This window comes from Mesoflavibacter sp. CH_XMU1404-2 (genome assembly GCF_037029465.1).
In the GTDB taxonomy this organism is placed as follows: Bacteria; Bacteroidota; Bacteroidia; order Flavobacteriales; family Flavobacteriaceae; genus Mesoflavibacter.
This window is the reverse complement of sequence record NZ_JAYMEM010000018.1, coordinates 71379-93108: the sequence shown is the minus strand read 5'-3', so window position 1 is coordinate 93108 and position 21730 is coordinate 71379. Positions and strand designations below refer to the sequence as shown.

The following is a 21730-nucleotide window of genomic DNA, read 5'->3' as shown; positions in this document are numbered from 1 at the left end:
TTTATTTTTTAGAACTATAAATTTTCTCAAAAGCATCATATACTGCAATATGTAAAGCATCTCCGTGAGTTTTATTTTCTAAAAAGTTAAAAAGCAACCTTGTGTTTTGTTTTTTATTAGAGTTTAGTTTTTTGTGAAGTTCTTTGGCTGTACGTTCCATAACTTGCCCTTCTTTACCAACTGCTATGTAAATAGATTTATTATTGTTATAATTAATAGGTTTGAAGTTTAATAAATTTTCATCATCCCACCACAAACTAGGACTAACAATAATATAATTGTCAAAAAGATCTGGTTTTTTTAATAGTATTTCAGTAGCTAATAATCCGCCTAAAGATTGGTCAATAATTGTAGTATTGTTTGTAGTTCTAAATTTAGAGTTTATGTAAGGCTGAAGTTCTGATTCAATAAAACTTATAAATTTTTCAGATTTTCCAGATGAAGGAAATTCTTTTTGGTCAAGTTCATTTTTAGATGGATATGTAAAGTCTCTTTTTCTGTCTACATTAGCAATTCCTACAACAATAGACTCTGGCAACATATTAATCCAAGAAAACGAACCAAACTGTACAATTCCTGAAATATGTATAAAATCTTCGTCTTTAGAACCGTCTAATAAATAGATTACAGGATAGGTCTTTAAACTGTCTAGATTGTAAGATGCAGGTAAATAAATGTTTAATTCTCTGTTTTCATTCAATATTTCAGATTTAATTTTAACTGTTTTACCAATAGTAAAAGTTGTATCACTAATGGTTTGAGGTAATGTTTGAGCTTTTATAAAATAAGCACACAAAATTGTAATGAATAAGAAAACCCTATTTTTCATCTTTAATAAATTTTATCCAAAATATGAATATTTAATGATTTTATAAGCATAAAAAAGCCTCGACTAATCGAGGCTTTTTATTATTAATTTTTAAATGTCTTAGGCTTTTTTAGCTTTTTCTGCACAAGTTTTTTTGCACGTTTCTTTGCAAGCCATTTTTTCTGCATCTGTTTTGTTTGCACATTTTTCTTTACATTTTGCAGAACATTCTTTTTTGTCTTTAGTAAAACTTTCTACAGTTTTCATGTCTTTTACACTGTATTGGTCTGCAACACTTGTAACTGTGTTTTCTAAACTTTCAGGAGTTACTTTAGCATCATCATATTCTACCATTGCTAATTTTTTGTCAAAATCTACTGTTGCAGATTTTACACCTTCCATTTTAGCCATTTTTTTCTCGATAGTCTTTGCACATCCCATTGCGCAAGTCATTCCTTCGATAGTAAATTCTGCTTTAGCATAATTAGCGTTTGGATCTAATTTAGCAACTTCTGTAGTTGTTGTAGCTTCAGAATTTGGAGAAGTTACTACTTCTGGTTGTGCTTCGTTTTTACAACTAAACGCAAAAAGAGTGACAATAGCTAAAGCTAATATATTTTTAAATAATTTCATTTTATATAGTATTTAATTATTACTGAATAGATTACAAAACTAAGAAATATTGTTAATTATTGTATTTATTATTCCATTTTTGTAGTGTAAAAATTGACTATGCAAAATAATGATTATTTAAAATGGGTTTACCTATTAATGTTGTCTTTAATTTGGGGTACATCTTTTATCCTGATAAAAAAGGCATTGATAGGATTAAATGCTTATCAATTAGGAGCTTTACGCACGATTATTACCGGTGTATTTTTGTTTATTGTTGGTTATAATAAATTGAAGCTTCTCAAAAAAGAAGACTGGAAATGGATAGCGCTTTCAGGTTTTGTAGGTTCATTTTTTCCTGCGTTTTTCTTTGCTATAGCAGAAACTGAAATTGATAGTGCTGTGGCTTCTATTTTAAATAGTTTAGTGCCTTTAAATACGGTTTTGTTAGGTGCTGCTGTTTTTAAAATAGCGACAAATACTAGGCAAGTTATTGGGATTGTAATTGGTTTTGTAGGAACTTCTATTTTGATACTTGAAGGAGCAGATCTAAATCCAAATCAAAATTATTGGTATGCAGGTTTTGTAATTGCATCTACAATTATGTATGCAATTAATGTAAATGTTATAAAAACTTATTTGCAACATGTTAAACCATTAAGTATTGCAGCAGGTAATTATGTTATAATTTTTATTCCTGCATTATTGGTGTTGATTTTGACTGACTTTTTTAATGTTGAAAACTTAGACCAATCAGAATTTGTAAGTTCTATTGGTTTTGTAGTTGTTTTATCTTTTTTTGGTACCGCTTTAGCCAAAGTTTTATTTAATAAGTTAGTGCAGATGTCAACACCTGTGTTTGCATCTTCTGTAACTTATATAATGCCAATTGTAGCATTAATTTGGGGATTATTAGATAATGAAACTTTTAGTTGGACCCAAGGTTTGGGTAGTTTGATAATATTATTTGGTGTGTTTTTAGCAAATAGAAAGCAAAAAAAAATCCGAAGTAATTAAACTCCGGATTTTTAATAAATATCATAAACAATTAATTATTCAAAGTCTGCGTCTGTAACACCTTCGTTAACTTTAATTGCTTTAAAATTCATAGCTATCGTCTGTGGTCCAGAAACAATTGTTTGACCATACGGTAACTGTACTCCGTTAACTGGAGAATAGTTGTTGTAAGTTACAACTGTTTTAATTTCTTGACCTTGTGCTTCAGAAGTACTTTCTACTTGAGTTAATAAATTAGTAGACGTATTGTAATAACGGAAAATTTCATTATCTCCATTAACTACTTTTACTTTGTAGTTATCCTCTCCGTTAATAGAAACAATGCTTTCTAAGCTTACATTGTTCATGTCCAAATCAGTTTCTGGGAATAATGCTGGGCTTGCTTTTTTCTCTGCAATTTGATCTTCTGTCATATCTCTTTTCATTCCTTGTTGCTCCATATATCCAGTTGTACCATTCCACTTTTGCTTCATTAATGTACCCATGCCTTCAGCATTCATTTCTAAAGATTCTTTATTTGGCATCATGTATTTTACTTCAGCAGTTAAAGGAATTGGCACACCTTCAATTTTTACATCTCCACTCATGTGTACTGTTTTTACAGCTTTGATTTTGTCTATTCCACCAACAGCTGTTAAATAATTGTCAACTACTATTTTTGCAGTAACACCATCAGGTATTGGTTTAGAAAATACTGGCTTTTCTACAGGGTTTGCAAATTTGTCAAAATACTTAATAGGTAATCCTGTTTTTTCTAAGTTAGGTATTACTTCGCTTCCTTTACCAACTATAATAACTCTTGCGTTTTCAGGCTTAAAATATTTATTAGCTGCATCTTTAATGTCTTGAACTGTAAGTGCATTAATTCTTGATAAATAAGTCTTGTAGTAATCTGCAGGAAGATTGTTTAGTTTAATGTTTAGAGCATTTCTTGCAATAGTTTGTGGTTGTTCTAAAGACATGATAAAACTACCTACATACTTAGCTTTTGCATTTTTTAAAGCTTCTTCAGTAATCGTTTCGTTTTTAATACGGTTTACCTCTTTAAGCATTTCTACTACAGAGCTATCTGTAACCATATTTCTTACTTCTGCAGTAGCTTCAAATCTTGATGCACCATATTTATCTGCTCCTATACTAGAATAAGATCCATAGGTGTAACCTTTATCTTCACGAAGGTTTAAGAATAAATAACCTTCACCACCACCACCAAGAATATAGTTAGCAACTTTTGCAGCAAGATAGTCGTCATCATTCATTTTTAAATCTACATTGTTAGTTACAGCAATGTTAGATTGTACTGCGTTAGGCATATCTACAAAGTTGATTTGCGTAGTAGGTACATTTGGATTTGGTTCGATTACATTAGTTGTAAAATCGATACCTTTTTCCCAGTTTTTGAAGTATTTTTTTACGTTTTTTTCTACTGTTTTAAAGTCTACATCACCAACAATAACTAAGTAAGCATTGTTTGGGTTAAAGTATTTTTGGTAAAATGCTCTTACGTTATCTAACGTGATGTTGTTTACTGTTTCTTCGGTTACAAATTCACCGTAAGGATGTTTTTTTCCGTAAGCAAGTGCAGAACCAACTCTACCTGCTACAGCAGAAACACTTTTTTCTGAGTTTTTAAGACCTTCTAAAACTTTAGTTTTTTCTTTGTCAAACTCTTCTTGTGTTAATAATGGATTGATTGCAGCGTCTGCCATTAACTCCATAATACGCTCAGAGTATTTAGATAAACCAGAAGCATATGCGCTGCTAGATCCAAAGTTTAATCTAGCTCCTAAAAAGTCAATTTCATCATTAAAATCGTCTTTAGAGATGCTAGTTGTACCATTACCTAACATTGCGCCAAGCATGCTAGATACTCCTGCTTTGTCTCCTTCTACGATTGGTTTATTGTCAATAGTTAAAGAGTAAGATACACGTGGTAATTTATGGTTTTCTACAACTAAAACTTTAAGTCCATTTTTAAGTTGAAATTCTCCTGGTACTTCTAAAGTAATGGTTGGAGCAGGACCTGGTTTAGGTTGTACAGATCTATCAATTTGTGCTGTTGCAGAAATCGATAAGAACAATACGGCTAATAAGGCTGTTATTTTTGTTTTCATTGTGTTTTATATTTTAAATTGAAAAATTGCCGAAGCTAATTTTCATTTCTTATTTGTTATCTTTTTCCTCTGGTAAATACTCTAATACAAGACGTTGATTAGGGTTTAAGTATTTTTTTGCTACTTCCTGCATTTCTTCTCTTGTGATAGATCTGTAGATGTCAATTTCTGAGTTGATTAAATCTGTATCACCGTAAAGCATGTAGTATCTAGCTAAAGAGTTAGCAATACCTGAAATACTAGAGTTAGAATTTACAAATTGGTTTTCAAATTGATTTTGAAGTTTTTGATAGTCTCTTTCTGAGATTAATTCGTTTTGAACTTTTACAATTTCTTCATCAATTTCTTTCATTAAGTCAGAAAGTTTTACATCTCCTAAAGGAAGACCAAAAAGAATGTAAGTTCCGTAATCTTCTTGACTATTGTTAAAAGCACCAACTTGTAATGCCATTTTCTTTTCGTCTACTAATTTTTTGTAAAGTACAGAAGATTTTCCGCTACTTAAATAAGTAGATAACATGTCTAAAACGTAAGCATCTCTATCTTTCATAGAAGGCGTACGGTAAGCAGCTACAACAGCAGGTATTTGGATGTTTGCGTCGTAAGCTTTTGCGTCTATTTGCTCTGTAATTGGATCTTCTTTTGGGAAGTTTCTTGTAATTTCTTCACCTCTTGGTATTGGCCCAAAATAATCTTTAATCATTTTTTTAACCTGAGGTACGTCTATGTCTCCAGCAACAACCAATACTGCATTGTTTGGCACATAGAATTTTTTATTAAATGCTTGAAACTCTTCTAAAGTTGCTGCATCCAAATGTTCCATCTCACCAATGGTTGTCCAACGGTAAGGGTGTTTTTTAAACATGTTTTTCTTTACGTTTTCAAAAAACTTACCATAAGGTGAGTTGTCTACACGTAAACGTTTTTCTTCTTTAACAACTTCGTTTTGAGTGTCTACACCAATTTGATTGATTACAGGATGCATTAAACGCTCAGATTCCATCCATAAACCTAATTCAACTTGGTTAGAAGGGAATACTTCGTAGTAATATGTTCTGTCGTCTGTAGTGTTAGCATTATTGCTACCACCATTAGAAGATACTATTTTAAACCATTCTCCACGCGGAATGTTTTCTGTTCCTTCAAATAAAAGGTGCTCAAAAAAGTGAGCAAAACCTGTGCGCTCTGGATTTTCGTCTTTAGCACCAACGTGATACATTACAGAAGTAGTAACTACTGGTGCAGAATTGTCTTGATGTAAAATAACGTGCATACCGTTATCTAAATCATACTCTTCATACTTAACTTCTTGAGCATTAGCTGTAAAACCAGCCAACACTAAAGCTGCTAATGAGAATAAACTTTTTTTCATGTTTAAGATATTTAATTGTCTATTTAGGTATAAGTATCAAATTGTAAAAATTTGTTACACTTTTTTAACAAAAATAACAATACAAACGGCTTAAAGGGCTTTAAAAGGGAAAAATTAACATCAAATTATAAAAAAACGGATTTTTTTTCACGATCTTAAAAGGACTATTTAACCAATAAAAAATGAACTATGAAAAGTATCTCACTACCTATCAAATATGGGTTTGCCATTAGCGCAGCTCTTATCGCTTATTTTTTAATTTTAGCACTGTTTAATTTACATACCAATCCTTTTTTTAGTCTTTTTAATAGTGTGATTATAGGATTTGGTATCTATGAAGTTATTAAGTACCATAAATTAAGACAAGAAGAAAATTTTAGTTACACAAGTGGATTTACAGTTGGCTTAGTTGCTGGCTTTTTAGCTACTATAGTTTTTACAATTTTTTTCACGCTTTATGCTACCGAAATTAATCCAGATTTTTTAGGAGAATTACTAACGGTTTTTAAAAGAGACTACAACGTACATGTAGGTTTAGTAGCTTTTGTAGTTGCAATTATGGGTTTTGCTACAACTGTAGTTTTAACCTTAACATGTATGCAAATGTTTAAAAAGAGCAGAAATATGCTTCAAAATGCTTAAAACGTTTGTAGATTAATTAATTAGGAGTATATTTGCATCCGCTTTCTGAGAAAACAGAAGCAAAAAGTAATAATTAAATTAATAAAAACGTTACGCTATGTACGCAATTGTAGAGATAGCAGGGCATCAATTTAAAGTTGAAAAAGACCAAAAAGTTTTTGTTAATCGTTTAGCAGTAGAAGAAGGTAAACAAGTTGATTTTGACAACGTACTTTTATTAGCAGACGGTAGCAATGTAACAGTAGGCGCCCCAGCTATAGACGGAGCACAAGTAAGTGCAAAAGTCTTAAAGCACCTTAAAGGTGATAAAGTTATTGTTTTCAAAAAGAAAAGAAGAAAAGGTTACCGTGTAAAAAATGGACACAGACAAGCTTTATCTGAAATCGTAATCGAAAACATAGTAGCATCAGGAGCTAAGCCAGCAAAAAAAGCTGAAAAAGCTGCTCCAAAAAAAGAGGCTAAAGCAGAAGCGCCAAAAGCAGCTGCAAAAAAGTCTACTGGTAAAGCAGACGATTTAAAGAAAATTGAAGGTATTGGCCCTAAAATTGCTGAAACTTTAGTAGAAGCAGGTATTGCAACTTACGCAGACTTAGCAAAAGCTAAACCAGCAAAAATTTCTGAAATCATCGAAGGTGTTCGTGGTAATCACGTGCCAGACACTTGGCCAAAGCAAGCTCAATTAGCTGCTGACGGTAAGTGGGATGAGTTAAAAGAATTACAAGACAAATTAGATGGTGGCGTAGAGAAATAATCTACAAAGCTTAAGTATAACACAACGTATCCGTTACAAAGCGGACACTTTAAAACCTTAAAATTATGGCTCACAAAAAAGGAGTTGGTAGTTCTAAAAACGGTAGAGAATCAGAATCGAAACGATTAGGTGTTAAGATTTTTGGTGGTCAAGCTGCTGTTGCAGGAAACATTATCATAAGACAACGTGGTAATACACATCACCCAGGTGAAAACGTATACCAAGGGAAAGACCACACTTTACATGCTAAAGTTGATGGTGTTGTAAAATTCACTAAGAAAAAAGATAACAAATCTTATGTTTCTATAGAGCCTTTTCAGGCTTAAGAATTTTTAGCCCAAAATATTAAAAAAACCCTTTCTGATTAGAAAGGGTTTTTTGTTTCTTAAATATTAACTCAAAGTTTTGTCAATATTAAAAAGCTTGTTTTTTTATTCAAAGATAACTCAATCTTTAAGTTTATCTAATTTCACTTAAAAGGGTATTTTATTATTTAGCGTTGAACAAAAATCAACAAAATATGAAATACTTTTACACCTTATTAATGCTGCTAACTATTTCATTTAGTGGCTATTCTCAGTCGGGAAACATCCAAGGAACTTTAACAGATGAAAACGGTATATCTATACCAGGAGCAACTGTTTTAATCGAAACTCTAAATAAAGGCGCTATTTCTGATTTTAACGGTAAATATACATTAGTAGATGTTCCTGAAGGAGATTATACTTTATTAGTAAAATACTTAGGATATTCTGATGTTTCAGAGTCTGTACAAGTTAAAGCTAATACTACAACGACACTTAATATTAATTTAAATTCTGAAAATACAGAATTAGAAACTGTAGTATTAACTGGTTATGGTATAGGTAGCCAAGCAAGAGCCCTAAACACTCAAAAAAACAAACAAAATATTACCAATATTGTTTCTACAGATCAAATAGGTAAGTTTCCAGATGCTAACATAGGAGATGCTGTAAAGCGTATACCTGGTATTACAATGCAAGTTGACCAAGGTGAAGCAAGAAATATTATTGTTAGAGGTTTATCACCTCAATTAAACTCAGTAACACTTAATGGAAGTAGAATTCCTTCTGCTGAAGGTGATAATAGAAACATACAAATGGATTTAATTCCATCTGATATGATTCAAACTATCGAAGTTAATAAAGCAGTTACACCAGATATGGATGCAGATGCACTTGGAGGATCTGTAAATTTAATTACAAGAACATCGCCACAAGGATTTAGATTGTCTGCAACAGCAGGTTCTGGTTTAAACTTTATTACAGATAAGCGTATTTTAAATGGTTCATTTTTAGTAGGAGACCGTTCTAACGATGGTAAATTTGGTTGGATGGTTTCTGCATCTATCAATGATAATGATTTTGGAAGTGATAACGTAGAAGCAGAATGGACAGATGAGTTTGAATATAATACAGGAGTCCAAGACATAGAAGGTGATGATATCCTTGAAGAAGTAGATGTAAATCCTTACGCTAATGTTTTTGAAATTAGAGAATACTTAGTACAACGTGTTAGAAGAAGTTTTTCTGCAAATTTTGATTACGAGTTAGATAAAAATAACACAGTTTATTTCAAATCGATTTATAACTGGAGAGATGATCGCGAAAACAGATTTAGATTAGAACATGAAATATTAGATGGAGAAGATATTGGTTTAGGCGATTTTAATGTTGATAGCAATGGAAATTTAACCATGTTTCCGGTTGAGGCAAAAAGACAATCTAAAGGCGGAATTGATAATAATAGAAATAAAAACAGGCGTTTAGAAGATCAACGTATGTTTAACTTTAGTTTAGGTGGAGATCATTTATTAGGTAATGTAGAATTTGATTGGATGGCTTCATTTGCTAAAGCATCTGAAGAAAGATTAAACGAACGTTATCTAGAATACGAAAGCGAGTACATGGTTAACTTTAATAACAATCAAGATAAACCAAACTATTCACCAGTAAATGCTGCTAATTCTGATTTTTCAATTTTTACGTTTAATGAGTTATCAGAAGAAAATCAATATACAGAAGAAGAAGATTTTAACTTTTTTGTAAACGCAAAATTACCAGTTTCTATTGTTGAAGATAGAGATGGATTTTTAAAATTTGGAGTAAAAACCAGATTAAAAAATAAAAATAGAGATAACGATTTTACAGAATACAGTGATGCAACAGGAATGTTAGATCAACTAGGTATGATACCAACTAAAAACTATTCAGACGTAGACTTTTTAGCAGGTAGTCAATATCAAATAGGAACATTTGCTTCTGAAGAATTTTTAGGAGGACTTAATCTTAACAACACAAACCTATTTGAAGGTGAAGATTTGCCAGAAGAATATATTACAGCTAACTACGATGTTAATGAAAACGTATACGCAGGATATGTTATGTTAAATCAAGATTTTTCTGATAAATTTAGCGTGTTAGCAGGTGTTAGGTTAGAGCATACTTCTATTGATAGTGAAGGTAACGAGTTAACTTTTAATGAAGATGGAGATGTAGATGGTATTCAAAAATTAACAGATAAAAATTCTTACACAAACCTTTTACCAGGTGTTCATTTAAAATATAACGTAACAGATAATACTGTTTTACGTTTTGCATGGACAAATACTTTAGCGCGTCCAAACTATGTAGATTTAGTGCCTTATCAAGAAATTAATAATGAAGATGAAGAGATTTTCTTAGGTAATTCAGAGTTAGACCCAACTACATCTATGAACTTTGATATTATGGCAGAGCATTACTTTAAATCTGTTGGTATAATTTCAGGAGGTTTATTTTATAAAGATATTCAAGATTTTGTTTATGTAAGACAAACAGAAAATGAAAATGGTTATGAAGTTTACCAACCACTAAACGGAGATGGAGCATCAGTTTTTGGAGCAGAATTTTCATTTCAACGTCGTTTAGATTTCTTGCCAGGTTTTGCTAAAAACTTTAATATTTATTTAAACTACACGTATTTAACTTCAAATACAGATGGTATTTATAACGAAGATGGAGAAGAACGTACAGATTTAGATTTACCACAAACAGCGCCAAATATGTTTAACGGATCTTTAAGCTATGATGCTAAAAAGTTCAGTTTACGTTTATCTGCTAATTTCTCTGACGATTATGTAGATGAAATAGGAGGAAATGCTTTTGAAGACAGATATTATGACGAGCAGTTTTTCTTAGACTTTAATGCAAACATCGCTTTAAGTAAAAATCTAACCTTATACGCTAACTTAAATAACATCACTAACCAACCATTACGTTATTACCAAGGTGTAAAAGGAAGAACTATGCAAATGGAATATTACGAGAAACGTTTAACCTTTGGATTAAAGTACGATCTATTTAAAAGCAAAAAATAATGAAACAATTATTAATACTATGTTGCGCAATATTATTGGTAGCTTGCAAAACTAACTTGCCAGAAATACCGCCAACATTAAAAACAGATAAAGTACCTCACGATAGTGATGATCCAGCAATTTGGGTAAACAAACAAAACCTAGAACAAAGTATAATTTTTGGTACAGATAAAGATGAAGTAAATGGTGGTGTTTACGCTTTTGATTTAAACGGAAAACTAATTAAAGACAAAGCAATTACTGGTGTTAGTTACCCAAACAATGTAGATGTAGAATATGGTTTTAAGTTAACAGATAGTACAGAAACCGATATTATGATGTTTACAGAAAGAGAAAAAAATCAAATACGATTATTTTCTGTGCCAGATTTAAAACCACTTGATAATGGAGGCTTTAAAGTATTTGAAGACGAAACTGATATAGAAATGAAACGACCAATGGGAATTTCAATTTATAAAAACCCACAAACAAACGAAGTTTCTGTATTTGTTAGTAGAAAAGCTGGTCCAAAAGAAGGTTATCTATACCAGTATGGATTAGAGCCTGACTCGACAGGAGTTTCTGCAAAATTACTTAGAAAATTAGGAACATTTAGTGGTCAAAAAGAAATCGAAGCCATAGCTGTAGACGACGAGTTAGGTTTTGTATATTTTTCTGATGAAGGTGTAGGTATAAGAAAATATCACGCTAACCCAAAAGATGGGAATAAAGAAATATCCATGTTTGGTTCTGAGTATTTTAAAGACGATATAGAAGGTATTGCTATAGCAACTTATCCAAATGGTAAAGGTTATTTAATTATATCTAATCAACAAGATCATACGTTTAATTTTTTTACTAGAAGTGATAATACTTACGTAAAAACTTTAAACTTAGGAACTTTAGAAACCGATGGTTGTGATATTACAACACAAGCTTTAGGTGAAAAATTTCCCAAAGGATTATTTGTTTCAATGAATGATGAGCAAGATTTCTTTTATCATGCAGTAGATTCATTACAATTGAATAAATAATAATTTTTTCATAAATTAAGAAAACCCTTTCCAGACTGGAAAGGGTTTTTGATTTTAAAATGTACAATAAAAAATCCCAAACATTTCTGTTTGGGATTTGTTTTTTTTAATTTTTGGAATTTGAGATTCCTGCTTTCGCAGGAAGTCTTAATATCTATAGTGTTCAGGTTTAAAAGGACCTTCAACTTCTACACCAATGTATTTAGCTTGATCTGGTTTTAACTCAGTAAGCTCTACACCAATTTTTTCTAAGTGTAATGCAGCTACTTTTTCATCTAAATGTTTTGGTAGCATATATACTTCGTTTTCATACTTATCAGAATGATTCCAAAGTTCTATTTGTGCTAATGTTTGGTTAGTAAAAGAGTTACTCATCACAAAACTTGGGTGACCAGTTGCACAACCTAAGTTTACTAAACGTCCTTCTGCTAAAACAATAATATCATTACCATCAATAGTATATTTATCTACTTGTGGTTTGATAGTATTCTTAGTATTACCGTAGTTTTCGTTTAACCAAGCCATTTGTATTTCGTTATCAAAATGACCAATGTTACACACTATAGTTTTATCTTTCATTGCTTTAAAGTGCTCTGCACGTACAATGTCTTTGTTTCCAGTTGTAGTAATTACGATATCTGCATTACCAACAACAGTTTCTAATTTTTTGACTTCAAAACCGTCCATTGCAGCTTGTAACGCACAGATTGGGTCAATTTCAGTAACTGTTACGATACTTCCAGCACCTTTAAAAGAGGCAGCTGTACCTTTACCAACATCTCCGTAACCACAAACTACAACACGCTTTCCAGCTAACATCACGTCTGTTGCACGACGTATAGCATCTACAGCACTTTCGCGACAACCGTATTTGTTATCAAATTTAGATTTTGTTACCGAGTCGTTTACATTAATAGCAGGCATTGGTAACGTTCCGTTTTTAACACGCTCGTATAAACGGTGTACACCAGTTGTAGTTTCTTCAGATAAACCTTTAATGCCAGACGCTAATTCTGGGTATTTATCTAAAACCATGTTAGTTAAATCTCCACCATCATCTAAAATCATGTTTAATGGTTTACGATCTTCTCCAAAAAATAAAGTTTGCTCTATACACCAGTCAAACTCTTCTTCTGTCATATCTTTCCAAGCATAAACAGCTGTTCCAGCTTCAGCAATAGCAGCAGCAGCTTGATCTTGCGTAGAGAAAATGTTACAACTACTCCAAGTTACTTCTGCACCTAAAGCTTGTAATGTTTCAATTAAAACTGCAGTTTGAATGGTCATGTGTAAACAACCAGCAATACGTGCACCTTTTAAAGGTTGTTCGTTTTTATATTCTTCACGTAAGCTCATTAAACCTGGCATTTCTGCTTCGGCTAATTCAATTTCTTTTCTTCCCCAAGCCGCAAGCGACATGTCTTTTACCTTATTTGGTACGTAAGCAACTGTTTTTGTACTCATCTTTAATTTTTTTTTTCAGTGTTTATTAAAAGGCTAAACTTTGGTTTTAGTGCTTTAAAATAACTAAATTCGCTATATAAAATGCCAAAATCGCCTTAAGCGATGCAAAGATAACTAATAACATTTAGAATATTAAATGCCTCTTTATAAATCCATTACTCCTAATAGCCAAACTACTGTTAAAATTTGGAAAATTGAAGAAACTTATGACGATTTACTGTCGCCATTAGACTTAAAATTAGAAAGTTTGACTAGAGTTTTAGGAATGAAAAGCGAGTTGCACCAACGTGGATTTTTAAGTGTAAGACACTTGTTGCGTGAGTTTGGATACACCGATCAAGATTTGTATTATGATGAAAACGGTAAACCTCATTTAAAAGACGGAAAGCATATTTCGATAACGCATAGTTTTACGTTTTCTGGAGTCATTGTTAGTGACAATGAAGTTGGTATTGACATAGAAATGCAGCGTGAAAAAATAGCTAAAATCGCCAAGAAATTTGTAGAATACGAGTTTGAATATTTAGATACTGAAGCTGAAGATTATATTAACAAGTTAACCGTAATTTGGGGCATAAAAGAATCTTTATATAAATTATTTGCAACACCAGGAATGTTGTTTAGAGAACACTTTTTAGTCATTCCATTTTCTATGAAAGATGAAGAAACCGTGTGTTGGATTGATTATAACGGTCTTAAAAAAAGATACAACTCACACTTCTTAGAATTTGAAGATTTTACTTGCGCTTACGTTATTGAATAATGAACATTTATAACCATATATTACAAGCTAAAAACGAAGGAAATAAACTATTAGCAGTCTTAATAGATCCAGATAAGTTTCAGCTTAAAAATGCATTGCAATTTATAGATAAAGTCAATAAATCTGTAATAACTCACATTTTTGTTGGTGGTAGTGAAGTTGGGCAAAACGTAACCCAACAATTAGTTGAGGTTATAAAAATGCTAACCGATTTACCTATAGTTTTATTTCCGGGTGATGTCACACAAATTTCAAAAGATGCAGATGCTATTTTGTTTTTGTCTTTGCTTTCCGGAAGAAATGCAGACTACTTAATAGACAAGCAAGTACAGGCTGTACCTTTATTAGAAAAAACACAATTAGAAGTCATTTCAACAGGATATATTTTAATAGAATCTGGTAAAACAACAGCTGTACAGCGCGTTACAAACACGTTACCTTTAAATAGAACAGACGTAGATGCTATAACAAACACAGCAAAAGCAGGAGAATTACTAGGTAAAAAGTTGATTTATTTAGAAGCTGGTAGCGGCGCTACTTATGAAGTGCCAGTTGAGGTAATTACTTCGGTAAAAAATAAAATAGATATTCCGTTAATTGTTGGTGGTGGTATTAGATCAAAATCTCAAATTGAAAATGCTTTTATAGCAGGTGCAGATTTGGTAGTTATTGGTACTGCTTTTGAAGAAGATCAACAGTTTTTTGAACAATTAAAACATTAGTATGCAAATTTCAGTAGATTTAACTTTGTCTCCGTTACAAAACGATTATGAGGCACACATTATAGATTTTATAAAAACACTAAGAAATTCTGAGTTTAAAGTGCTTGAAAACCCTTTAAGCACTCAAATATTTGGCGATTTTGATACGCTAATGCCTTTTTTAAATCAAGCTATCAAAACGTCTTTTGAAAATGCAGATATTAGTGTGTTAACTATGAAGGTTGTAAAAACCAACAGAAGCGATTATGAACCACATTTTTGATTTCTTTTTTGGTCAATATGCAACTTACGATACTGTAGATATTGTTTTAGAAATCATTGCTGTAATTTTTGGATTCTTATCAGTTTGGTATTCTAAACAAAACAATTTTCTTGTGTTTCCAACGGGTATGATTAGTACCATAATTTTTGTGTATTTATTACTGAAATGGGAACTTTTAGGAGATATGATGATAAACGCTTACTATTTTATAATGAGTGTTTACGGTTGGTATTTTTGGACTAAAAAGGTAGATCAAACTCATGTTACACCAATTTCATGCATAACAATTAAAGAAAAACAAGCTAGTATTGCTATATTTTTTGTAACATTAGTTTTTGTCTTTGCAGTTTATCAAACTTTTGGAAAATGGACAAGTTGGGTTGCTTATTTAGATGCGCTAACTACAGCAATTTTCTTTGTAGGAATGTGGTTAATGGCAAAAAGAAAAATTGAAAATTGGATTTTTTGGATTATCGGAGATATCATTTCAGTACCTTTATATTTCTATAAAGGATTTACGTTTACCAGTTTTCAATATTTAGGATTTACGGTCATAGCAATTTATGGATATTTAGCATGGAAAAAGCTCTTAAACAACAACCAAGCAATTGTATAAAAGTTGTGCTTTTTGGACCAGAAAGTAGTGGTAAAACGACACTTTCTAGGCAATTAGCGCGATATTATAATTCTGTTTGGGTACCAGAATATGCACGCGAATATCTTCAAAATAAATGGAATAACGAGCGTAAAACTTGCGAGCCTAAAGACCTTTTGCCAATAGCTATTGGTCAAATGCAATTAGAAAACACATTAGCCCAAAAAACAGATTCAGTTTTAATTTGCGATACCGATTTATTAGAAACTAAAGTATATTCAGAAGAATATTATTCAGGTACATGTGATCCATTATTAGAAAAATATGCCTTAAAAAACACCTACGATTTATACTTTTTAACGTATATTGATACACCTTGGGAAGCAGATGATTTAAGAGATAAACCAGAAGAAAGACAAGAAATGTTTGAAGCGTTTGAAGCAGCTTTAATAAAATATAACAAACCATATGTTTTATTAAAGGGTGATAAAAAAATGCGGTTAGCATTAGCTGCAAAGCATATTAATCAACTATTAGAACAAAGAGAAAAGAAAGATGAAGTTAAGCACTAAAGACCAAAATTTATTAGATAAAAAAGGAATTTCTGTAAAAAAAATAGAACAGCAAGTTGAGATATTTAAGACAGGATTACCGTTTATCAATTTAAAACGTGCAGCAACTGTAGATGATGGGATTTTGAAGCTAAATGATGCAGAAAAAGATCAATTCATTTCATTATATGATTCATCTAAAGAAAATATAGACATTGTCAAGTTTGTGCCTGCTTCTGGTGCAGCAACACGCATGTTTAAATTCTTATTTCAGTTTTTAAAATCTTATCAATCTAAAGACGAAAGTATCAATGCATACATCAACCGTAAAAAAGCATTAGACATTTCGTTATTTTTTATCGGTTTAGAAAAGTTGCCGTTTTATAACGATGTTATTCAGCATTTAAAAAATACAAAACCACATTACTCACAATTAACTTTAGAAGAACAACGTATAGAATTTGTTAAAGCTTTGTTGGAAGAAAATCAGCTTAATTACAGTTTTTATCCTAAAGGTTTATTACCATTTCATAAATATCAAGATCATACAGCAACTGCGTTTGAAGAGCATTTATATGAAGCTGCGCAATACGCTTCATCAAATAAAAAAGCAAAGGTTCATTTCACAATTTCAGATAAACATTTAGAACTTTTTGAAGAAGAATTTGAAAAGATCAAAGACAAAGTAGAGGCAAAAACAGAAACTACATTTGATATTTCGTTTTCATTTCAAAAACAATCTACAGATACGATTGCGGTAAACAGTAAAGACGAAATTGTTAGAACAAAATCTAAAGATTTATACTTTAGACCATCTGGTCATGGTGCGTTATTAAACAATTTAAATGAATTGGATGCCGATGTTATTTTTATAAAAAACATAGATAATGTAGTAGTTTCAAAATATAAAGATGAAGTTGGTAAGCAGAAAAAAGTCCTTGCAGGATTACTGTTAGAAGCAAAAAACAAAGCTTTTGAATACGCTAAAGCTTTAGACGAAAAAGAACTAAGCGAACAGGAGTTAATAGAGATTGCCAACTTTTTACAAAACAAACTTAATGTTGTTATTTCTGCTGAATTTGAAAAGTATGCTAAAAAATACCAAGTAGAATATCTACAGAAAAAATTAAATCGTCCAATTAGAGTTTGTGGAATAGTGAAAAACGAAGGTGAACCTGGCGGAGGACCATTTTGGGTAAAAGATGAATCAGCTAATATTTCACTTCAAATTGTAGAAACAGCTCAAATAGATACTAAAGCAAAATCCCAGAAAAAAATTCTAAAAAAAGCAACTCATTTTAATCCCGTAGATATTGTTTGTTGTATAAAAAACTACAAAGGAGAGACATACGATTTACAACAATATTTAGACGCCAAAGCAGCTTTTATAACAGAAAAAACCGTTAACGGTAAAAGTATAAAAGCATTAGAATTACCAGGACTTTGGAATGGTAGTATGTCTAACTGGAATACTATTTTTGTAGAAGTACCATTAGCAACATTTAACCCAGTAAAAACGGTAAACGATTTGCTTAAATCATCTCATCAAGTAGACTAATGTTGCCTTATCAAGAATTAGAAAGAGAGTTTAATTTTAAAGCCATTCGTAGCTCAGGTAGTGGAGGACAACACGTAAACAAAGTAGCCACAAAAATTGAATTGAGTTTTTCTGTGTCAGATTCTTCGGTATTAACTGAAGATCAAAAAGCAATAATAACAGAAAAACTATCTAATAGGTTAACTAAAGAGCACGTTTTAATTCTACAATGCGGAGAAACTCGTAGTCAACTTAAAAATAAACGAATTGCAATAAGTAGAGCATTTTCGATCTTAGAAGCAGCACTAGAGGTTAAAGCAGAAAGAAAACCTACAAAAGTGCCAAAGTCAGTTATTAAAAAGCGACTAAAAAACAAAAAAATACAATCCGAAAAGAAAGTAAATAGACGTAAACCTAACATTGATTAGTTTGATATTATTTTAAAAAAAAAACAATTTTATTTTCGGCTATTTTTAAATTAATTTTATAAAAGTTAGAATTCTTATTTTTATTTCAAAAAACCTATTTATCTTTGCGCCGTTCTCAAAAAAGGGGTGCTTTTTTGATTTAAGATATACTAGTTAAACTTAAATCATACAGGCTGAGATCATACCCAACGAACCTAGAACAGGTAATGCTGTTTAGGGACAAAGAATGGACAATCTTACAAGTAAAAACGTATGATTAACATTCAACAAATTAATTATTAATAGTAAAGAATAATTACCTCTTTTTATTCGATTATAAATTTCATAATCGTAATGAAAAATTTATTTCTTTTTTTAACACTTTTAGTGTTATCAGTCAGTGTTAATGCGCAACAAGAAAAGCAACAAGACACAACAAAAACCCAACAATTAGACGAAGTTTTAGTAAAAGCAGTACGTGTAGATGCAGACTCGCCAATCACGCACAGTAATGTTTCTAAAGCAGAAATCCAAAAGCGTAACTTGGGTCAAGATGTACCTATATTACTTAATTATTTACCGTCTGTTGTTACTACAAGTGATGCTGGAGCAGGTATAGGATATACTGGTATTAGAGTACGTGGTACAGATGCAACACGTGTTAATGTAACTATTAACGGGATACCTTATAATGATCCAGAAAGTCAAGGTACTTTTTGGGTTAATTTAGGTGATATAGCATCATCAACAGAAAGCATTCAGTTACAACGTGGTGTTGGTACATCTACCAATGGTTCTGGAGCGTTTGGAGCAAGTTTAAACTTGTTAACCGATGTGTTTTCTGAAGAAGCTTATGCCGAAATATCAAACAGTTTTGGTAGTTACAATACAAGAAAACATACAGTAAAATTAAGTACAGGATTATTAAATGATCATTTTGAATTCTCAGGAAGGTTATCAAAAATAGATTCAGATGGATATATAGATAGAGCTTTTACCGATTTAAAATCTTACTTTTTACAAGGAATTTATAAAGACGAAAATACCTTAATTAAAGCCTTAACTTTTGGTAATGTAGAAAGAACTTATCAAGCATGGTACGGTTTAACTAAAGAAGAGTTAGAAGAAGATCGTCGTCAAAATCCATATACTTATGATAACGAAACAGATAATTACTGGCAAGATCATTATCAATTACACTGGAACCAACGCTACAATAATAATTGGTCAACAAACCTGGGATTAAACTATACAAAAGGGAAAGGATACTTTGAGCAATATAAAGAAGAAGAAGCTGCAGCAGATTTTTCTAATTTAATAGAAGACGACTCAGATGTTATTGTACGTCGTTGGTTAGATAGCGATTTTTATGTACTTAATGCCAATGTAGTTTACAAAAAAGATGCTTTAGAGGTTATCTCTGGTATCTCATATAGCAGTTTTACAAATGATCATTTTGGTGAAGTAATTTGGGGAAGCGATTTAGCACCAAACACACAAATTAGAGATCGTTACTATGATGGTGATGCTACAAAAAACGACTTTAGTGTATTCTCTAAAGCTACATTTAAACTAGCACCTAAATTTACAGGATTTGTAGATTTACAAGGACGCTTTGTAAGCTATAAAACCAATGGTATAAATTCAGATCTAAATGAATTTGTTACCGATGCAGATTTTAGTTTTTTCAATCCTAAATTAGGATTAACCTATAAATCTTCAGAAAAAAATAGCTACTACGTATCTTATGCAAGAGCTAATCGTGAGCCAAATCGTGACGACTTTAAAGCTGGTGTAACAGACAATGAGACTTTAAATGATATAGAGTTAGGTTGGCGTTATGCAAATAATAAAGTTAATGTAAATACTAACTTATACTACATGTTTTATCAAAACCAGTTAGTGCTAACGGGCGAATTAGATGATGTTGGTAGTCCTATAAGAGCTACTAGTGGAGAAAGTTATAGATTAGGCTTAGAAGTTGATGCTAATATTGCTTTTAGTAAAATGTTTAGTACTTCTTTAAACATAGCAGTGAGCCAAAATAAAAATCAAGATTTTACAACATCATTAGATGGAGAATTTGTAAATCTTGGCAATACAAATATCTCTTTTTCTCCAGAGTTAGTTATTGGTAACGCTATTAATTTTATGCCTAATAAAAATTTACAAATTTCATTTTTAAGTAAATATGTTGGTGAACAATATATGGGTAACACAGATAACGAAGCTTCTATTTTAGAAAGTTATTTTGTAAATGATTTAAACGTTAATTATCAAATTAAACCAAATAAACTATTTAAGTCAATAATTTTTTCTGGTTTAGTAAATAATGTGTTTAATAAAAAGTATGTTTCAAATGGATATTACGGTACATATGATGATACTTGGTCAGTACCTGGTCAAACAACAACTTTAGATTATGCAGGATACTATCCACAAGCAACAATAAACTTTTTGTTAGGAATGACTTTAAAATTTTAATTAGTAATTAATTACAAAAAAAAGCACCTTAAAAAAGGTGCTTTTTTTATTTATAAATACTTTTTTTAATTGTTATAAACACGTATTACGCTACCATTTACTTCAACAAAATAAGGTTTTAAACTAAAGTTGCCATTAGTGCCATCAAAAGGCGCTCCGGTAACTATGTTATAGCTGTTTCCATCATCACAATTGCAAGTTGCAGTAATACCTTCAACACTTAATCTAGAACAATCAGAAGGCGCATGGTTTGGATCTGTTAATTCAAAAGAGACATAATTGCCATTACCAACATTATAAATAACAATAGCATTATAACCAAAAGCGTTTAAAACTAAGTGGTTACCTGCAAACTGTAAGTCGTTATATTGCGGTAAAGAAGTATCTATTGAGTTTTGCGTATCAAAAGCAATATTTGGGATATAATTATTGTTGTTATCATCATCATTTTTTTGACAAGAAATACAAATAATAACTAAAGATAATAGGGTTAATAACTTGATTTTCATATTCTAAATTATAAGTCTGATTTTTGTACAAATTTACAACAATAAGTAGTGTAAAATAAATATTTTGTATATTTGCTTAACAAGATCTCGTGTATGCGAGATTTTTGCGTTTTACGCTGAAATTTTTTTCGGCGTCTTTTTATTTAAAACGAAATAATTATGAGTAAAGTATCTTATTATACAGCCGAAGGATTAAAAAAATTAAGAGATGAGCTAAATCACTTAAAAGATGTAGAACGTCCAAAAGCATCACAAGCAATTGCAGATGCAAGAGACAAAGGAGATTTAAGTGAAAATGCAGAATATGATGCTGCTAAAGAAGCTCAAGGATTATTAGAAATGAAAATTTCTAAATTAGAAGAAACCTTATCTAATGCCAGAATAATTGACGAGTCTCAATTAGACACATCAAAAGCATTAGTATTATCTAAAGTGAAAATTAAAAACCAAACCAATGGTATGGAAATGGTTTACACGTTAGTTGCAGATGGTGAAGCAGACCTAGCGTCTGGAAAAATCTCTGTAAACAGTCCAATTGGTAAAGGTTTGCTTGGTAAATCTGTTGGTGATGTTGCCGAAATACAAGTGCCAAGTGGTGTAATGAAATTTGATGTTATCGAAATTTCTAGATAAAAATAATATTTCGCTTTCGCGGAAATTAAAAACATAAAAATTCCTGTTTATTCTGAAAAATGTTTTCAGTTTGGCAGGAATCTTTTTTATATTTA

21 protein-coding genes are annotated in these 21730 nt (G+C 31.2%); 15 read left to right on the top strand and 6 right to left on the bottom strand.

Translation table 11 applies throughout. The annotated features are described in order from the left end of the window. Position 1: 1 nt before the first annotated feature. Entirely contained in the window at positions 2-829 is an 828-nt protein-coding gene (locus WA327_RS08335) for an alpha/beta hydrolase-fold protein (RefSeq protein ID WP_336068543.1), read from the bottom strand. A 99-nt stretch (positions 830-928) separates the two neighbouring features. Continuing rightward, on the bottom strand, positions 929-1441 hold the full coding sequence (locus WA327_RS08330) for a heavy metal-associated domain-containing protein (protein WP_336068541.1): 513 nt from the start codon (positions 1439-1441) through the stop codon (positions 929-931). A gap of 99 nt (positions 1442-1540) precedes the next feature. Here WA327_RS08330 and WA327_RS08325 point away from each other — a divergent pair, with 99 nt between their 5' ends. Further along, positions 1541-2437 carry a DMT family transporter gene (locus tag WA327_RS08325; RefSeq protein WP_036227636.1) on the top strand — a complete coding sequence of 299 codons (897 nt, stop codon included), beginning with the start codon at positions 1541-1543 and terminating at the stop codon, positions 2435-2437. 35 nt (positions 2438-2472) lie between these two features. Here WA327_RS08325 and WA327_RS08320 read toward each other — a convergent pair whose 3' ends face one another. Together WA327_RS08320 and WA327_RS08315 are read right to left on the bottom strand one after the other, a co-directional pair. Then, the gene (locus WA327_RS08320; protein WP_336068536.1) at positions 2473-4551 is read right to left on the bottom strand and encodes a pitrilysin family protein; all 2079 of its coding nucleotides are present in this window, start codon (positions 4549-4551) and stop codon (positions 2473-2475) included. A gap of 49 nt (positions 4552-4600) precedes the next feature. After that, positions 4601-5923, bottom strand: coding sequence for a pitrilysin family protein (locus tag WA327_RS08315; protein WP_304145831.1), 1323 nt, complete (start codon positions 5921-5923; stop codon positions 4601-4603). Between the two features lie 189 nt (positions 5924-6112). Here WA327_RS08315 and WA327_RS08310 point away from each other — a divergent pair, with 189 nt between their 5' ends. The 5 genes from WA327_RS08310 (at position 6113) to WA327_RS08290 (ending at position 11708) form a co-directional block, all read left to right on the top strand. Continuing rightward, the gene (locus tag WA327_RS08310; RefSeq protein ID WP_336068533.1) at positions 6113-6565 is read left to right on the top strand and encodes a DUF4199 domain-containing protein; all 453 of its coding nucleotides are present in this window, start codon (positions 6113-6115) and stop codon (positions 6563-6565) included. 97 nt (positions 6566-6662) lie between these two features. Beyond that, a complete protein-coding gene (gene rplU, locus WA327_RS08305) occupies positions 6663-7316 on the top strand; it encodes a 50S ribosomal protein L21 (RefSeq protein ID WP_336068532.1) in 654 nt (217 codons plus the stop codon). A 65-nt stretch (positions 7317-7381) separates the two neighbouring features. Next, on the top strand, positions 7382-7642 hold the full coding sequence (gene rpmA / locus WA327_RS08300; RefSeq protein ID WP_304145841.1) for a 50S ribosomal protein L27: 261 nt from the start codon (positions 7382-7384) through the stop codon (positions 7640-7642). A gap of 194 nt (positions 7643-7836) precedes the next feature. Further along, entirely contained in the window at positions 7837-10695 is a 2859-nt protein-coding gene (locus tag WA327_RS08295; protein WP_336068527.1) for a TonB-dependent receptor, read from the top strand. Then, positions 10695-11708, top strand: coding sequence for a phytase (locus tag WA327_RS08290; RefSeq protein ID WP_336068524.1), 1014 nt, complete (start codon positions 10695-10697; stop codon positions 11706-11708). The genes WA327_RS08295 and WA327_RS08290 overlap by 1 nt, the downstream gene beginning before the upstream one ends. Positions 11709-11855: 147 nt before the next feature. Here the strand turns inward: WA327_RS08290 and ahcY are convergent, their stop codons facing one another. Beyond that, positions 11856-13172: an adenosylhomocysteinase gene (gene ahcY, locus WA327_RS08285; RefSeq protein WP_243473700.1), complete on the bottom strand. Its 1317-nt coding sequence runs from the start codon at positions 13170-13172 to the stop codon at positions 11856-11858. Positions 13173-13308: 136 nt separating this feature from the next. On the opposite strand from ahcY, the gene WA327_RS08280 reads away from it, so the two are divergent. The 8 genes from WA327_RS08280 (at position 13309) to WA327_RS08245 (ending at position 20493) form a co-directional block, all read left to right on the top strand. Next, complete coding sequence (locus tag WA327_RS08280; RefSeq protein ID WP_336068520.1) at positions 13309-13935, top strand: 4'-phosphopantetheinyl transferase superfamily protein; 627 nt, start codon at positions 13309-13311, stop codon at positions 13933-13935. After that, positions 13932-14657, top strand: coding sequence for a geranylgeranylglyceryl/heptaprenylglyceryl phosphate synthase (locus WA327_RS08275; RefSeq protein WP_336068569.1), 726 nt, complete (start codon positions 13932-13934; stop codon positions 14655-14657). Before WA327_RS08280 ends, WA327_RS08275 begins: the two co-directional genes overlap by 4 nt. Position 14658: 1 nt before the next feature. Continuing rightward, the gene (locus WA327_RS08270) at positions 14659-14919 is read left to right on the top strand and encodes a thiamine-binding protein (RefSeq protein WP_336068517.1); all 261 of its coding nucleotides are present in this window, start codon (positions 14659-14661) and stop codon (positions 14917-14919) included. Further along, positions 14903-15535 carry a nicotinamide riboside transporter PnuC gene (gene pnuC / locus WA327_RS08265; RefSeq protein ID WP_336068515.1) on the top strand — a complete coding sequence of 211 codons (633 nt, stop codon included), beginning with the start codon at positions 14903-14905 and terminating at the stop codon, positions 15533-15535. The genes WA327_RS08270 and pnuC overlap by 17 nt, the downstream gene beginning before the upstream one ends. After that, positions 15496-16086, top strand: a complete 591-nt coding sequence (locus WA327_RS08260) for an ATP-binding protein (RefSeq protein ID WP_336068513.1) — start codon at positions 15496-15498, stop codon at positions 16084-16086. The genes pnuC and WA327_RS08260 overlap by 40 nt, the downstream gene beginning before the upstream one ends. Next, positions 16070-17623 carry a DUF4301 family protein gene (locus tag WA327_RS08255; protein WP_336068511.1) on the top strand — a complete coding sequence of 518 codons (1554 nt, stop codon included), beginning with the start codon at positions 16070-16072 and terminating at the stop codon, positions 17621-17623. Before WA327_RS08260 ends, WA327_RS08255 begins: the two co-directional genes overlap by 17 nt. Continuing rightward, complete coding sequence (arfB, locus tag WA327_RS08250) at positions 17623-18030, top strand: alternative ribosome rescue aminoacyl-tRNA hydrolase ArfB (protein ID WP_336068510.1); 408 nt, start codon at positions 17623-17625, stop codon at positions 18028-18030. Before WA327_RS08255 ends, arfB begins: the two co-directional genes overlap by 1 nt. Positions 18031-18363: 333 nt before the next feature. Then, positions 18364-20493, top strand: a complete 2130-nt coding sequence (locus WA327_RS08245; protein ID WP_336068508.1) for a TonB-dependent receptor domain-containing protein — start codon at positions 18364-18366, stop codon at positions 20491-20493. A gap of 65 nt (positions 20494-20558) precedes the next feature. Here the strand turns inward: WA327_RS08245 and WA327_RS08240 are convergent, their stop codons facing one another. After that, on the bottom strand, positions 20559-21002 hold the full coding sequence (locus WA327_RS08240) for a hypothetical protein (RefSeq protein ID WP_336068507.1): 444 nt from the start codon (positions 21000-21002) through the stop codon (positions 20559-20561). 159 nt (positions 21003-21161) lie between these two features. Here WA327_RS08240 and greA point away from each other — a divergent pair, with 159 nt between their 5' ends. Then, positions 21162-21635, top strand: coding sequence for a transcription elongation factor GreA (gene greA / locus WA327_RS08235; protein WP_336068505.1), 474 nt, complete (start codon positions 21162-21164; stop codon positions 21633-21635). Positions 21636-21730: the final 95 nt, after the last annotated feature.